Below are 14,767 nucleotides of genomic sequence, written 5' to 3'. Positions count from 1 at the left end.
CGCCGCGCGGGTGTTTCAGCCGGGCTGGTTGTTCGGATAGCGCGACAGCCGCTGCCGGTCGAGCACGTTGATGTAGCCGTAACCGGTCTTGATGAGCTGCGCCGCCTCGAGTTCGTGCAGCGCCACGTTCACGCGCTGGCGCGACACGCCGACCATCCAGCCGATTTCTTCCTGACTGATCTGCAGGGTGGCGTCGGTGTTGGGATAGAGCACCGGATGGAACAGGCTCGCGATGCCGCGCGCGACGCGGCCCGTGGGCTCGAGCAGGCGGTCGAACTTGACCGTGGCGATGAACTGGCTGAGCCGCTCGTTCAAATGCGACAGCATGAAGTGGTTGAACGGCACGCTCCTGTCGAGCAGCCAGGCGAAGGTGTCGCGCGGCAGGTGCAGGGTGACGGTGGGGCGGGTGGCGGCGATCTCGTACTTGCGCTGCTCGACCTTCAGCAGCGAGCCTTCGCCGATCCAGCCGCCCGCGGCCACGCCCGTGAACATTACGGGCTTGCCGTCGGCCGAGGTGTCCTGCACGCGCAGGAAGCCCTCGATCACGCCGATCCAGCTGTCGGCGATCTCGTTGCGCTGGCAGACGAATTCGCCCTGGCCGTGCTCGCGCGTGTAGAGCGCCTTGTAGGCGGTCTCGCGTTCGCATTGAGTGAGCACGCGCGGCCAGATGCAGCGCTCCCAGAACGCCGCGATGTCCCTGGCCGGAGGCTTGCCCGAGGACATGGGGGCCGTCGCCGCGCCGCTCAGCGCTTCTTCGAGCCGAAGATGCCGCCGAGCACGCCGCGCAGGATCTCCTTGCCGACCGAGGTGCCCATGGTGCGCACCGCCGACTTGGCCATGGTCTGCACCAGGCCGTCGTGCTTGGCGCCGCGCGGGCCGGTGTGGCCGAACAGCAGGTCGTTGAGCATGCCGCCGGCGCCCGAACCCTCTTCGGCCGGCTTGCCGGGCGCTGCCTTGCCCGCGGCGGGTGCGCCGGGCGCGGTCTCGGCGCGGCCCTTGAGCTTCTCGTAGGCCGATTCGCGATCGACCGCCTTCTCGTAGACGCCCGCCACCAGCGAACCGGCCAGCAGCGCCTGGCGCTGAGCGGCCGTGATCGGACCGATCCGGCTGCCGGGCGGCAGCACGTAGACGCGCTCGGTCACGCTCGGGCGGCCCTTCTCGTCGAGGAAGCTCACGAGCGCCTCGCCGACCGCGAGCTCGGTGATGGCCTTCTCGATGTCGAGGCCGGGCTTCTGCCGCATCGTGGTGGCCGTGGCCTTCACCGCCTTCTGGTCGCGCGGCGTGAAGGCGCGCAGCGCATGCTGCACGCGGTTGCCGAGCTGGGCCAGCACCGAGTCGGGAATGTCGAGCGGGTTCTGGGTCACGAAATACACGCCCACGCCCTTGGAGCGCACCAGCCGCACCACCAGCTCGATGCGCTCGACCAGCGCCTTGGGCGCCTCGTTGAACAGCAGGTGGGCCTCGTCGAAGAAGAAGGCCAGCTTGGGCTGGTCGGGGTCGCCGATCTCGGGCAACTGCTCGAACAGCTCCGACAGCATCCACAGCAGGAAGGTGGCGTACAGCCGCGGCGAGTTCATGAGCTTGTCGGCCGCGAGGATGTTGACCACGCCCTTGCCGCCCACGGTCTGCATGAAGTCGGCGATGTTGAGCATCGGTTCGCCGAAGAATTTGTCGCCGCCCTGGGTCTCGATCTGCAGCAGGCCGCGCTGGATCGCGCCCACGCTGGCGGCGCTGATGTTGCCGTACGCGGTGGTGAACTGGCTCGCGTTCTCGCCCACGTGCTGCAGCATCGCGCGCAGGTCCTTGAGGTCGAGCAGCAGCAGGCCGTTGTCGTCGGCGATCTTGAACACCAGGTTCAGCACGCCGGCCTGGGTTTCGTTCAGGTCGAGCATGCGGCCCAGCAACAGCGGGCCCATGTCGGAGACGGTGGCGCGCACCGGGTGGCCCTGCTCGCCGAACACGTCCCACAGCGTGACGGGGCAGCCCAGCGGCTCGGGCAGCTCGATGCCGCGCTCCTTGAGCGTGGCGGCCATCTTCTCGCCGATGGCGCCTTGCTGGCTGATCCCGGTCAGGTCGCCCTTGACGTCAGCCATGAACACCGGCACGCCGATGGACGACAGCTTCTCGGCCATGGTCTGCAGCGTGACCGTCTTGCCGGTGCCGGTGGCGCCGGTGATGAGGCCGTGGCGGTTGGCGAGGGCCGGGAGGAGGGCGCATTCCACGCTCTCGTGGCGGGCGATCAGAAGAGAGTCGGCCATGGACGGTTCCGGGTCGTGTCGGGGCGGCCAGTCTAATCAAGCCGCCCTCCTATAATCCACGGCCCACGCGCCCTTGCGGCAAAAAGTTTCTGGAGGTTTTTCTTGTCTTCGACTGCTCAGCCCCCCATTCCCGCCGATGGCGATGCCGAACAGTCGCCGATCGAGCAGGAACTGGCCGTGCTGCTGGTGAACGCGCTCAATCTCGAGGTGGCACCGGCCGACATCGTCCCGACCGATCCGCTGTATGGCGAAGGCCTCGGCCTCGATTCGATCGACATCCTCGAGGTCGCGCTCGAAGTCTCGCGCCGCTATGGCTTCCAGCTGCGTTCGGACGACGAACGCAACCAGCAGATCTTCCAGTCGTTGCGCACGCTCGCGGCCCACGTCGCACAGAACCGCGCGGCCTGAACCCCATGTCACGATGGCGCCTGGCGCTCCTGCTGCTGGTGGGGGTGGCCTATGCCGGTGCTTCCCACTGGATGATGCTGTTCCACGCCACCGAGCCGTGGGCGGTGGTCGTGCTGCTGGGGCCGCTGTGGCTCGCCGCCATGGGCTTCGCCGCCAGCCGCTTCGGTCGCTGGGGCTTCGCCGCGGTGGTCGCGCTGGGCCTGGCGGGCTTCGCGCTGGTGCTCAGCGGCGAGGCGGGCGACACCAACCGGCTCTACGTGTTCCAGCACGTGGCCATCAATGCCTTGCTGTGCGGCTGGTTCGGCTCCACCTTGCGCGGCGACAGCACGCCGCTGATCACCCAGTTCGCGCAGCGCGTGCATCCGCTGCGCGGCGCGATGCGCGCCTACACCACGCAGCTCACGCGCATCTGGACCGGCTATTTCGCGCTGGTGGTGCTGTCGTCGATCGTGGTCTACCTCACGCTGTCGTTCTCGGCCTGGTCGCTGCTGGCGAATGTGCTGACGCCCGCCAGCGTGGCGCTGCTGTTCGTCGGCGAACACCTGCTGCGCTACCGGCTGCACCCCGAGTTCGAGCGCGCCCGCATGGTCGATGCGGTGCGCGCCTTCTACGGCAGTTCGTCGGCCGACAGCAGCGCCGGCGGCGGCCCGCGCTGAATTCCGCCGGCCCGGCGGACCGACACGAAAGAGGAAAAGGCACCGCGTGACACCGAATCCTGGCCTGCTGCCGCTGCTTGCCGACCGCGATCCCGATGCGCCGCTCGCCTGGCGCGCCGGCGTGCCGCTGAGCACGCGCCAGTTCCTGGCCGACGTGGCCCGCCTCGCGCCGCAACTGCCGGCCCACGGCGCCGCGGTCAATCTCTGTTCCGACCGCTACGACTTCATCGTCGGCATGGCTGCGGCCCTGGTGCGCGGCCACGCCAGCCTGCTGCCGCCCGATGCGCGCGCCGACACGCTGTCGCGGCTGCGCGAATCGCATGGCGGCGGGCTGTTCGCGCTGGTCGACGACCCGTCGCTGCAGACGCCCGGCATGGCGCGCGTGGTGATCGAGAAAAGCGCCGGCCCGTCGCCCGCCGAGGCGGCGGACCTGGCCGCCGTGCCGATGATCGACGCCGCACGCCACGCGGCCAGCCTGCTGACCTCGGGCTCCACCGGCGCACCCCAGCCGCATGCCAAGACCTGGGGCACCCTCACGGGCGACGTGGCGGTGGCGGTGGAACGCCTGTGCCGCGTGCTCGATCTGCCTTCGCTCGCGGGCCTGACCCTGGTCGCCACGGTGCCGGTGCAGCACAGCTACGGGCTCGAATCCTCGGTGCTGCTGGCCATGCTCGGCGGCGCCGCCTTCGACAGCGGCCGGCCCTTCTTCCCGGCCGACGTGGCGCAGGCCCTGGCCTCGGTGCCGCGGCCGCGCGCGCTGGTGACCACGCCGTTCCACCTCAAGACGCTGCTGCTGTCGGGCATCGCGCTGCCCGAGGTCGACCTGATCCTCTCGGCCACCGCGCCGCTGTCGCCGCAGCTCGCCGCCCAGGCCGAGCAGGCGCTGCACGGCGTGCTGCTCGAGATCTACGGCAGCACCGAATCGGGCCAGGTCGCGATGCGCCGCACCACCGAGACCGAGGTCTGGGAGACCTTCGGCCAGATCCGCGTGCATGCCGAGCCCGGCGGCGAGGACGGCAACGAGCGCTTCATCTTCAGCGGCGACTTCCTGCCCGAGCCGACGCCGATGGCCGACGTGCTCGAGCTGCTCGACGAACGCCGCTTCCGGCTGTTCGGCCGCGCCAACGACCTGATCCACGTGGCCGGCCGGCGCAGTTCGCTGGCCCACCTCAACTACCACCTCAACAGCATTCCGGGCGTGGACGACGGCGCCTTCTGGCTGCCCGACGAGGTGGCCGATGGCGTGGTGCGGCCGATCGCCTTCGTGGTGGCGCCCGAGCTCACGGCGGCGGCCATCGTGGGCGCGCTGCGGCAACGGCTCGAGCCGGTGTTTGTGCCGCGGCGCGTGGTGCACGTGAAGCGTTTTCCGCGCGAGGGCACGGGCAAGCTCACGGTGCGCGCGCTGCGCGAGTTCGCGCTGGCGCAGCTGGCCGAGGACGACACGCCGGTGCGGCTCGTGCACACGGTGCCGGTCGACCATCCGGCGTTCGCCGGCCACTTTCCCGGCCAGCCGCTGCTGCCCGGCGCGCTGGTGCTGGCCGAGGTGCAGGAGGCGATCCGCCGCGTGCCGGCGCTGCTGGCCCGGCTCGGCACCCATCCCACGCTGGCGGCGGCCAAGTTCCTGGCGCCGGTGCGCCCGGGCGCCGCGCTGGCGATCGAGCTGAATCCCGAGGCCGGCGGCGGCGGTGTGCGCTTCGACGTGCGCTGCGACGGCGTGGTGGCCGTCACCGGCCGCTGGACGCCCGTGGCAGAGTCGCCGTGATGAAGCACACCGAGGCCGAGACCCGCGCGGTGAACGCCGCGGCCCGGACCGCGCCGCCCGCGGGCGCCACTCCCGCCGCCTCCGCCGACGCGGCCGACTGGACCCGCGCCCCCGAGCGCAGCAACATGCTCGCGCTGCGCTTCATCTGCTTCATGGCGATCTTCTTCGGCCGCCGCGTCACGCGGCTGCTGCTGCCGCCGATCGCGCTGTATTTCCTGCTGTTCGCGCCCACGCCGCGGCGCCACATCAAGCGCTACCTGTTCCGCGCCATCGGCCCGCGGGCCGGCTGGGTCGACGGCTTCAAGCTGCTGCATGCCTTCGCCTCGACGGTGCTCGACCGGGTGTATTTCCTGCGCGGGCGCATGGACCTGTTCGACTTCCGCATGGACGGCCAGGTCGAGCTCGAGAGCGCGGCGCTCGAGGGGCGCGGCGCCTTCCTGCTCGGCGCGCACGTGGGCAGCTTCGAGGCCATGGGTGCCTGCAAGCGCCAGCAGCCCGACGAGGCGCGCATGCGCCTCGCGATGCTGATGTACCCCGACAACGCGCAGCGCATCACCGCCATCCTCAACGCGATCAGCTTGCCCGAGGCGCGGCCCCATGTGATCGCGCTGGGCCGGCCGCATTCGATGCTCGCGCTGCGCGACTGGCTCGACGGCGGCGGCATGGGCGGCATGCTGGCCGACCGCACGCTGCCGGGCAGCGAGGACCAGCCCGCGCAGCAGCGCGGCAACAACATCGTGCTGCCGTTCCTGGGCCGCGACGCCAGCTTCAACGACGGGCCGTTCCGGCTCGCGGCGCTGCTGCGGCGGCCGGTGTTCTTCATGGCCGGGGTCTACCACGGCGGTGCGCGCTACGATGTCCGCTTCGAACGCCTGGCCGACTTCGGCCAGCGCCCGGCCGATGCCGCCGAGCGCGAACGGCTGATCCGCGCCGCGGTCGAAGCCTATGTGGCGCGCCTGGAGGCGCTGTGCCGCGCCTACCCCTACAACTGGTTCAATTTCCATGATTTCTGGCTCGAAGATGCAGATGCGCCCGCGGCGGCTTGAACGGTTCTTCCAGGCGCTGCTGCTGGTGCTGGCCTTCGGCGCCGCACCGGCCTGGGCCTTCGACCTCAACGAACTGATGGGCCTGCTGGCCAAGCAGAAGAGCGGCGAGGCCCGCTTCACCGAGCAGCGCTTCGTGCACGGCCTCGAAGGCCCGCTCGATGCGCGCGGCACCCTGAGCTTCGACGCGCCCGACAAGCTGGTGCGCCGCACCTTGTCGCCGCGCGTCGAGACCATGGCGGTCGAGGGCAACACGCTGACCCTGTCGCGCGGCGGCCGCAACCGCACGCTGGCGCTCGACAGCATGCCCGAACTGCTGGGCCTGGTCGAAGCCATGCGCGGCACGCTCAGCGGCGACGGCAGCACGCTGCAGCGCTATTTCCGCAGCACCGTGACCGGTTCGGCCAGCCAGTGGGCGCTCGACCTGACGCCGATCGACAGCCGGCTCGCGGCCCAGGTGCGCAGCATGCGCATCAGCGGGCGCGCGAGCGACGTGCTCGGGCTCGAGATGGAGTTCGTCGGCGGCGACCGCTCGGTGATGAACATCGTGCCCGACCGTCCCGCGGCCGCCCCCGGCCGGCGGCGGCGCCGGCCGGGCGCGCCACGCCGTGAGCGCGACCGCGCCGCAGGGGCCGCCGAGCTGGCAGCGCCGCGCGGTCGTGCTGCTGGTCTGGGTGGCGCTGCTGCTGGCCGGCGTGTTCGAGATCTCGCGCACCCAGTTCAACGCCGACCTGTCGGCCTTCCTGCCCAAGAGCCCGGATGCGCGCCAGCGCGTGCTGATCGAGCAGCTGCAAAGCGGCGTGGCCTCGCGCACCCTGATGCTGGGCCTCGAGGGCGGCACGCCCGAGGCGCGCGCGCAGGTGTCGCGCGCGATGGCGAAGAGCATGCGCGAGAGCCAGCTGTTCGACCTGATCCAGAACGGCGACACCGGCGACTGGACCGAGGCCGGCACCTGGGTGTTCCAGCACCGCTACCAGCTCTCGCCGGGCGTGGCGCCCGAGCGTTTCACGGTCGAGGGCCTGCGCGACGCGATCAACGAGACGCTGTCGCTGCTCGGCACGCCGGCCGGCAACGTGATCAAGCCCTTCCTCGACCGCGACCCCACGGGCGAGACCACGCGCATCGCCGAGGAGCTGGTGCCGGCCAGCGCGCCGCGCAGCGAGGACGGCGTGTGGATGTCGCGCACCGCGCCGCGCGCGCTGATGATCCTGACCACGCGCGCCGCCGGCAGCGACCTCGACGCGCAGGCGGTGGCGATCGCGCGCGTGCACGCGGCCCACGAGGCGGCCACGCGCGACCTGGGCGAAGCGAAGCCGCAACTGCTGCTGACTGGCCCGCCGGTGTTCTCGGTGCTCAGCCGCGACAAGATCAAGACCGAGGCGATCCATCTCGCGATCGTCGGCGGCATCGTCATGGGCGGGCTGCTGCTGCTGGCCTTCGCCTCGCCGCGCGCGCTGGTGATCGCCTTCCTGCCGGTGGCCACCGGCGTGGTGATCGGCACCGCGGCGGTCAGCTGGGTCTTCGGTTCGGTGCACGGGCTCACGCTGGGCTTCGGCAGCACGCTGATCGGCGAGACCGTCGACTACGCCATCTACTACCTGATCCAGGCGCGCGGCGCCGCCGTGCCCGGCACCGGCTGGCAGCGCTGGCGCACGGTGCACTGGCCCACGGTGCGCATCGGCCTGCTGACCTCGGTCTGCGGCTTCGCGGCGCTGGTGTTCTCGGGCTTCCCGGGCCTGGCCCAGCTCGGCGTGTTCTCGATCGCGGGCCTGGTCGCGGCCGCCGTCGCCACCCGCTACGCGCTGCCGATGCTCGCGCCCGACGGCGCCACCGGCATGGGCATGCGGCGCCAGATGGCAAGCTTCGCCGGCCTGATGGTGCGCAACCTGCCGCGCCTTCGCTGGCCGCTGGCCGCGTTGGGCGTGGCCGCGGTGGCGCTGGTGCTGTGGCAGGGCGGCCACCTGTGGCGCGCCGATCTCAGCGCGATGAGCCCGGTGCCGCGCGCGCAGCAGCAGCTCGACGAGATGCTGCGCAACGACATCGGCACCAGCGACGGCGGCATCATCGTGATGGCCAATGGTGCCGACGCCCAGGCGGCGCTGCGCAACAACGAGGCCGCGAGCGCCAGGCTCAATGCGCTGGTCGACCGCGGCGAGCTCGGCGGCTTCGAGACCGTGACGCGCGTGCTGCCGAGCATCGCGGCCCAGCAGGCGCGCCTGGCGAGCCTGCCCGATGCCGACACCCTGCGCACCCGCCTGGCCGAGGCCACGCAGGGCCTGCCGCTGCCGGCCAGCCGGCTCGCCCCTTTCGTGGCCGACGTCGAGGCCGCGCGTCAGCTCAAGCCGGTGCAGCTCGACGAACTCCGCGAAGGCCCGCTGCGCGCAGTGATCAGCTCGCTGATGTACGAACGCCCGGGCGGCGGCTGGTCGACGCTGATCGCGCTGCATCCGGGACCGAAGTTCGAGCAGGCGAAGCTCGAGGCCGCGCTCGCCGGCGTGCCCGAGGTGCAGGTGGTCGACGTGGGCCGCGAGCTCGGCAGCCTCTACCAGCGCTACCTTCACGAGGCCTTCGTGCAGGTGCTGCTGGGCGCGCTGGCCGTGGTCGTGCTGCTGGGCATCTACCTGCGCTCGGGCCGGCGCCTGCTGGCGGTGTGCCAGCCACTGCTGTTCGCCGTGATGCTCACGCTCGGCGGCATGGCCGTGATGCAGGCCGCGCTCGGCATCCTGCACCTGGTGGGACTGCTGCTGATCGTGGCGGTGGGCTCGAACTACGCGCTGTTCTTCGACCAGCTGCGCACCACGGGCCGGGCCGACGAGGACACACTGGCCTCGCTGATGCTCGCCAACCTGACGACCGTGGTCTCGTTCGGGCTGATCGCGATCTCCGACATTCCCGCGCTGTCCTCGATCGGCCGCGTGGTGGCGCCGGGCGCGCTGCTCGCGCTGCTGCTGTCGGCGGCCTTCGCGCGCCGCGTGACGCCGCCCGCGGCACCACCCGCGGGCGAGACGGGGTCTTCGGGCGGCGGCGCGCGCGGCTGACGCACAATCCCGCGCCATGTCGACCGCACCCGTCACTCCCGAATCCTGGCCCTGGCCGCCGGCCATCCGTGCCAGCGCGGCCTGGCACGCGGCCGCCGTCGGCGCGGGCGTGCTGGTGCCGGGCGCCTGGCCCTGGGCCCTCGGCGCGATCGTGCTCAACCATGCGCTGATCACCGCAGCCGGCCTCACGCCGCGCAGCCGGCTGCTGGGCCCGAACGTCACGCGGCTGCCGGCCGCGGCGATCGCGCGCCGCGAGGTGGCGATCACCATCGACGACGGCCCCGAGCCCGCGGTGACGCCGCGCGTGCTCGACCTGCTCGACGCCCATGGCCAGCGCGCCACCTTCTTCTGCATCGCCGAGCGCGTGCGGGCCCAGCCGGCGCTGGCGCGCGAGATCGTCGCGCGCGGCCACAGCATCCAGAACCACACGGCGCGGCACCGGCACAACTTCTCTTTTCTCGGCCCGCGCGGCTTCGCCAGCGAGATCGCGCAGGCGCAGCAGATCCTGGCCGAGGTCACGGGCCAGCGCCCGAGCTGCTTTCGCGCGCCGGCCGGGCTGCGCAATCCCTTTCTGGAACCGGTGCTGCACCGGCTCGGCCTGTCGCTCGTGAGCTGGACCCGCCGCGGCTTCGACACCCGCGAGGGCGATGCGCAGCGCGTGCTGGCGCGCCTGACGCGCGGCCTGGCGGCCGGCGACATCCTGCTGCTGCACGACGGCAATGCCGCGCGCACCGCCCGTGGAGAACCCGTATTGCTGGAGGTACTGCCCTTGCTGCTCGAACGCCTGCGCGCCGATGGACTGCGCGCCGTGACCCTGCCCGAGGGCCTTCGGGAATGAGCGCCGTGTTCTCGGCCGACAGCGCCTGGCGCGAGCTGCACGAGGCCGCCACCGAGCCCTACAGGAAGGGCGGCAGCTTCGCCTGGCATTTCGCGCGCGGCAAGCTCGGGCGCGATCCGGTGTTCCGCGGCCTGCTCGAGCGCGGGCTGATCGATGCGCAGCATCGCCGCGTGGTCGACATCGGCTGCGGCCAGGGCCTGTTCGCGAGCCTGCTGGCCTCGATGAGCCGCATGCAGCAGCAGGGCCGCTGGCCCGCTGGCTGGGGCGCCACGCCGAGCGCCGCTGAATACACCGGCATCGAGCTGATGCCCAAGGACGTGGCGCGCGCCGAAGCGTCCATCGGCCATCTCGAGCCCGCGCCGCGGCTGCTCTGTGCCGACATGTGCGCGGCCGATCTGCCCGATTGCGACCTGGTGGTGATCCTCGACGTGCTGCACTACGTGGACCATGCCGCGCAGGAAGGCGTGCTGCGCCGTGTGCGCGACGCCTTGCAGCGCGGCGGCAGTCCCCGGGCGCGGCTGCTGCTGCGCGTGGGCGATGCCTCGAGCCGCCGCGGCTTCGCGATCAGCCAGTGGGTCGACCGCACCGTGACGCGCGTGCGCGGCCACAAGGTGTCGCCGACCTGGGGCCGTCCGCTGGCCGAATGGACGGCGCTGCTCGAGCGGCTGGGCTTCGGCGTGCAAAGCATCCCGATGAGCGAAGGCACGCCGTTCGCCAATGTGCTGCTGGTGGCCGATCTGGTGCCGGAGGGCGCGCGATGAGCTTCGTGCCGCAGACGCTGGAGCGCGAGGGCATCGCGCAGCGCATACCGCACCGCGGCAGCATGTGCCTGCTCGAGCGGCTCGAGGGCTGGGATGCGGAAACGATCCGCTGCAGCACCGCCACCCACCGCGATGCCGACAACCCGTTGCGCACGGCCAGCGGGCTGCTGGCGCCGAATGCCGTCGAGTACGCCGCGCAGGCGATGGCGCTGCATGGCGGGCTGCTGGCGAGCGAGGGCGCGACGCCCTCGGCCGGCTTCCTCGCGAGCACGCGCGGCGTGCGCACGACGGTGGCGCGGCTCGACGAGGTCGAGGGGCGCCTGCAGGTCGAGGCGCGGCGGCTGTCGGGCGACGCCCGGCAGGTGATGTACGAGTTCTGGCTCAGGGACGGCGAAGGCCGTGCGCTGGCCGACGGCCGCGCGGTGGTGGTGCTGAACACGCCGCTGGCCCTGGACACCCCGAAGGAATCATGAGCCTCCAAGGAAAACGCGCCCTGATCACGGGCGCCAGCGGCGCGCTCGGCGCCGCCATGGCCGAGCGCTTCGCGCGCGACGGCGCGACCGTGCTGCTGCATGCGAACTCGCGCCCCGAAGCGGTCGAGCAGCTGGCCGCGAAGATCGTCGCGGCCGGCGGCAAGGCCGAATGCCATGTCTTCGACCTGCGCAGCGACGAGGCCTGCGCCGCCGCCTGCGCGCGCATGCTCGAGCCGGGGCCGGTGCAGGTGATCGTCAACAACGCGGGCGTGCACGACGACGCGGTGCTGCCGGGCATGCGCGCCGAGCAGTGGCACAAGGTGATCGACATCTCGCTCAACGGCTTCTTCCGCGTGACCCAGCCGCTCTTGCTGCCGATGATGCGCACCCGCTGGGGGCGCGTGCTCAACATCTCGTCGGTGGCGGCGCTGGTGGGCAACAAGGGCCAGGTGAACTACGCCGCGGCCAAGGGCGCGCTCAACAGCGCGACCAAGGCGCTGTCGCTCGAGGTGGCCTCGCGCGGCGTGACGGTGAATGCGATCGCGCCCGGGATCATCGCCTCGCCGATGGCCGACGCGGTGTTCGACCCGGCGCTGATCCAGCAGATGGTGCCCGCCAAGCGCGCCGGCAAGCCCGAGGAAGTGGCGGCCCTGGCCGCCTTCCTCGCGAGCGACGAGGCGGCCTACATCACCGGGCAGGTGATTTCGGTCAACGGCGGTATGATCTAGCTCGCGCTCAGAGCGGCAGCGTGTCGAAGGCCGCGTAGGCGGTCGCGAGCCACGACTTCACGCGCTGGCGTTCGAGCAGGCCCAGCGCGTGCGGGCCTTCGCGGTCGTTCACGGCCTTCCAGAAACTGGTGCTCTGCGCATCGATCTTGCGCATGCTGGCCTCGTGCAGGCGCGGCAGCGCGATCACGCGCGCGCCGTTCGCGGTGGCTTTGGACATCGACTGCGAACCGAGCAGGGTGCCGAAGTCGCTGCCGCGGCCGTAGTTCTGCACCACGATGTAGTTGGGCCGGCTGCCGAAGGTGTCGACCAGCGTGCCGAGCAGGTCCGAGGAGTCCTTGCCGTCGTCGAGCACGTGCCAGAAATTGACGGTCACGCCGATCTCGGCGAAGACGTCGAACAGGTCGGATTCCTTGATCCAGCGCGCCAGCGGCGCCAGCGTCTGCGCCGCGAGGTCGACGATCACGCTCTGCTGCGGATGGGTCTCGAAGCCGTTGACCACGGTGTCGAGCCCTTCGAAGCTGTCGACCACCACGGGCGAGGCGAAGCCTTCGTAGAAGCGGGTGAACGAGCTGTGCGAGCGGTCGGTGTCGAAGCCCGTGAAGGGGCGGCTGTGGTCGATGAAGTACTGGGCCAGGACCCGTGCCGTGACCGACTTGCCGACCCCGCCTTTTTCGCCGCCGATGAAATTGATGGAGCTCATGGTGTCGCTGGTAGATGTGGAAGATTCAGGGAGCCGGCGACAGTTTGCCTCAGCTTGGGGTGGCGGACTCCCGGCGCGGGGACGAATCGCCCGCAGGGCCGCCGTCGATGTGGTCGTCGGACTGGCCGTGCGGGGAGGGCGCCGCGAGGCTGCCGTCGCCGCCGATGTAGCGGCGCCTCGCGGCCGTGAAGGCGGCGCTGCCGGCACCGAGCAGGCCCAGGGCGGCGCAGGCCGCGCCCGCGTCGATCAACAACTCCAGAACCACGATACCGACTCGCATGCGCCAATTCCTGTCACGTTGCGTTGAACTATGTCACCCGGGCGGAAGCATCATCGCGGAAAGTTGTGCGCGTGTGTATCTCGTGCCGCGCGGCGATGCCGGCTCCGCCGTGCCGGGGCGCTACTGGCCGCGCCGGGCCATTCCCTGCAGCAGGGGGTGGGATTGCAGGCGCTGCTGCAGCCGTGCCTTCCACGGCGCGGGCAGCGTGGCGCCGTCGATCATCGCGGGCCACTGCTCGCGCGCGCGGCGCGCGGTGTCGCTGACCACGCGTCGCACCTGCGGCTCGTGCAGGCCGGCCGAGAAGCAGAAGGCGCGCACGTTGGCGGGGCTGAACAGTCCGCTGCGCCGAGGCGCTGAACTGCCTGTGGCTGGCAGCAGCGGCAGCGCATGGCCCTCGACGCCCTGCAGCGCCGCATAGGCCACGATGTCGTAGGCCGGCGCGAAGCGCGGCGAGGCGCCGTCGGGATAGAGCACGCCGAAGTTCTTCAGGTGCGCATCGGGATTGCCGAGCAGTTCGTTGACCGCGAGCCGGCGCACCAGCTCGAGCACCGCTTCCTCGCCGAGCGAGGGAAAGGCCCGCATCGCGAGCGCCATGTCGAGGTAGCTGCCGCCGTACTTGTGCAGTGGGTCGAAGCCCAGCACCTGCGCGAAGTCCTCGAAGTGGATGCGGCGCGCACCGTCGCGGTCGAAGCGGGTGACCGCGAGGAATTCGGGTTCGTCGGGCAGGGCGTAGCTGTGTTCGGCCGAGATGGCGGACAGCGGCGCGAGTTCGGCATGGCAGACCTCGACGCCCGCGGCGGCCGCCATCCGCAGCGAGAGCATCTCGAGCTGCGGCATGTGCAGTCGCCCGGCCACGGGCAGCTTGGCGATCACGCGCGTGCTGGCGCCGGCGCGGGTGCGCGCCACGTAGCGCCCGCCCTGGCGGCGCAGGCCCAGCTTGGGCTGCACGCCCGACACCGAGATGCCCTGCGGCATCGGCAGCTCGACCACCGACATCTCGAGCGCGTCCTGGTCCTGCGTGATGAGCCGCTGCAAGGTGGCGCGGTCCACCGACACCGGGCGCGCGCTCACCGCGCCCGGCAGGTCGCCGCCGCAGGCCGCGAGCAGCTCGAAATGGTCGTTCTCGCGGCAGCCGCGCAGTTGCGCGATGTGGCTGCGCAGCACGCCCTCGGGCAGCAGGTTCTGGAAGAAGCGCGGTAGCTGACCGCCCTGGGCGTTGAACAGCGGGTTCTTGACGTCGCTCCACAGAGCCGCCTGCGAGGCGGCGTCGTTCGCCACCATCGACAGCGACAGCACCTCGGCCGGCGGCGCCGCGACGATCTCGGGCTCGGCCACGAAGCGGCACAGGTCGGCGTACTGGAACAGCTTGCCGAAGCGGCGCGCGCCGAGCGCGATCTCGAGGATCTTGACGTTCATGGCGAGCGCCTGCGCGAGCCGCGCCGGGTCGGCTCGCCGGGGGGATAGGGCGGCGGCGTGGGGGACTGCGCCACGGCGGCCACCGCGGTACCCACGCGCGTGGCAACGGGGCGATACCCGGCATCGGTGTCGAGCGAGGCACTGGCACCGAAGCCCTTGGGCGCCAGCTGCAGCTCGAGCCCCAGCGCATCGACCAGCGCGAGCAGCGAGGACATCTGCGGATTGCCCTGCGGCCCGAGCGCGTTGCGCACCGAGCGCTCGGTCAGGCCCGAGCGCTGCGCGATCTCGGCCCCGGAGAGGCCGGCGGCCTCGCGGCGGGCGATCAGCGCGGCGATCAGTTCCTGCTTGGTCATGGAAAGATATTACCGCAAATGGCAAATTCGGAAATATGTTTCCGAATGATCCC

16 protein-coding genes are annotated in these 14,767 nt (G+C 71.5%); 9 read left to right on the top strand and 7 right to left on the bottom strand.

All coding sequences use genetic code 11. The features are described from left to right. Positions 1–15 precede the first annotated feature (15 nt). Both INQ48_16640 and INQ48_16635 read right to left on the bottom strand, forming a co-directional pair. On the bottom strand, positions 16–723 hold the full coding sequence (locus INQ48_16640; protein ID QRF55058.1) for a Crp/Fnr family transcriptional regulator: 708 nt from the start codon (positions 721–723) through the stop codon (positions 16–18). Between the two features lie 20 nt (positions 724–743). Next, a complete protein-coding gene (locus INQ48_16635; GenBank protein QRF55057.1) occupies positions 744–2,258 on the bottom strand; it encodes a DUF853 family protein in 1,515 nt (504 codons plus the stop codon). A 102-nt stretch (positions 2,259–2,360) separates the two neighbouring features. Between INQ48_16635 and INQ48_16630 the strand changes: the two genes are divergently transcribed. From INQ48_16630 to INQ48_16615, 4 genes are read left to right on the top strand one after another with little or no spacing between them, the layout of a single operon-like run. Continuing rightward, positions 2,361–2,666, top strand: a complete 306-nt coding sequence (locus INQ48_16630) for an acyl carrier protein (protein QRF55056.1) — start codon at positions 2,361–2,363, stop codon at positions 2,664–2,666. A gap of 5 nt (positions 2,667–2,671) precedes the next feature. Further along, the gene (locus INQ48_16625; GenBank protein QRF55055.1) at positions 2,672–3,322 is read left to right on the top strand and encodes a hypothetical protein; all 651 of its coding nucleotides are present in this window, start codon (positions 2,672–2,674) and stop codon (positions 3,320–3,322) included. Next, positions 3,258–5,084 carry an AMP-binding protein gene (locus INQ48_16620; GenBank protein ID QRF55054.1) on the top strand — a complete coding sequence of 609 codons (1,827 nt, stop codon included), beginning with the start codon at positions 3,258–3,260 and terminating at the stop codon, positions 5,082–5,084. The genes INQ48_16625 and INQ48_16620 overlap by 65 nt, the downstream gene beginning before the upstream one ends. Further along, on the top strand, positions 5,084–6,130 hold the full coding sequence (locus tag INQ48_16615) for an acyl-CoA synthetase (GenBank protein ID QRF55053.1): 1,047 nt from the start codon (positions 5,084–5,086) through the stop codon (positions 6,128–6,130). Before INQ48_16620 ends, INQ48_16615 begins: the two co-directional genes overlap by 1 nt. On the opposite strand, the gene INQ48_16610 is transcribed toward INQ48_16615, so the two are convergent. Next, entirely contained in the window at positions 6,078–6,851 is a 774-nt protein-coding gene (locus tag INQ48_16610; GenBank protein ID QRF60971.1) for a hypothetical protein, read from the bottom strand. The two genes, INQ48_16615 and INQ48_16610, sit on opposite strands and share 53 nt — an antisense overlap. Between INQ48_16610 and INQ48_16605 the strand changes: the two genes are divergently transcribed. The 5 genes from INQ48_16605 to fabG are packed head-to-tail and all read left to right on the top strand — an operon-like array spanning position 6,736 to position 11,965. Beyond that, a complete protein-coding gene (locus INQ48_16605; GenBank protein QRF55052.1) occupies positions 6,736–9,165 on the top strand; it encodes a transporter in 2,430 nt (809 codons plus the stop codon). The genes INQ48_16610 and INQ48_16605 overlap by 116 nt on opposite strands. Positions 9,166–9,181: 16 nt before the next feature. Beyond that, entirely contained in the window at positions 9,182–10,003 is an 822-nt protein-coding gene (locus tag INQ48_16600) for a polysaccharide deacetylase family protein (GenBank protein QRF55051.1), read from the top strand. Beyond that, entirely contained in the window at positions 10,000–10,764 is a 765-nt protein-coding gene (locus INQ48_16595) for a class I SAM-dependent methyltransferase (protein ID QRF55050.1), read from the top strand. The genes INQ48_16600 and INQ48_16595 overlap by 4 nt, the downstream gene beginning before the upstream one ends. Beyond that, complete coding sequence (locus INQ48_16590) at positions 10,761–11,237, top strand: hydroxymyristoyl-ACP dehydratase (protein QRF55049.1); 477 nt, start codon at positions 10,761–10,763, stop codon at positions 11,235–11,237. The genes INQ48_16595 and INQ48_16590 overlap by 4 nt, the downstream gene beginning before the upstream one ends. Next, positions 11,234–11,965, top strand: a complete 732-nt coding sequence (gene fabG / locus INQ48_16585; GenBank protein ID QRF55048.1) for a 3-oxoacyl-ACP reductase FabG — start codon at positions 11,234–11,236, stop codon at positions 11,963–11,965. Before INQ48_16590 ends, fabG begins: the two co-directional genes overlap by 4 nt. A gap of 7 nt (positions 11,966–11,972) precedes the next feature. Here fabG and INQ48_16580 read toward each other — a convergent pair whose 3' ends face one another. The 4 genes from INQ48_16580 to INQ48_16565 form a co-directional block, all read right to left on the bottom strand. Further along, entirely contained in the window at positions 11,973–12,665 is a 693-nt protein-coding gene (locus tag INQ48_16580; protein QRF55047.1) for a mobilization protein, read from the bottom strand. Between the two features lie 49 nt (positions 12,666–12,714). Next, positions 12,715–12,945, bottom strand: a complete 231-nt coding sequence (locus INQ48_16575) for a hypothetical protein (GenBank protein ID QRF55046.1) — start codon at positions 12,943–12,945, stop codon at positions 12,715–12,717. 120 nt (positions 12,946–13,065) lie between these two features. Beyond that, the gene (locus INQ48_16570; protein ID QRF55045.1) at positions 13,066–14,361 is read right to left on the bottom strand and encodes a type II toxin-antitoxin system HipA family toxin; all 1,296 of its coding nucleotides are present in this window, start codon (positions 14,359–14,361) and stop codon (positions 13,066–13,068) included. Beyond that, entirely contained in the window at positions 14,358–14,714 is a 357-nt protein-coding gene (locus INQ48_16565; GenBank protein ID QRF55044.1) for a helix-turn-helix domain-containing protein, read from the bottom strand. The genes INQ48_16570 and INQ48_16565 overlap by 4 nt, the downstream gene beginning before the upstream one ends. Positions 14,715–14,767 lie beyond the last annotated feature (53 nt).

Source organism: Variovorax paradoxus, assembly GCA_016806145.1.
GTDB lineage: Bacteria > Pseudomonadota > Gammaproteobacteria > Burkholderiales > Burkholderiaceae_C > Variovorax.
This window is presented reverse-complemented; position numbering and strand designations above follow the sequence as displayed.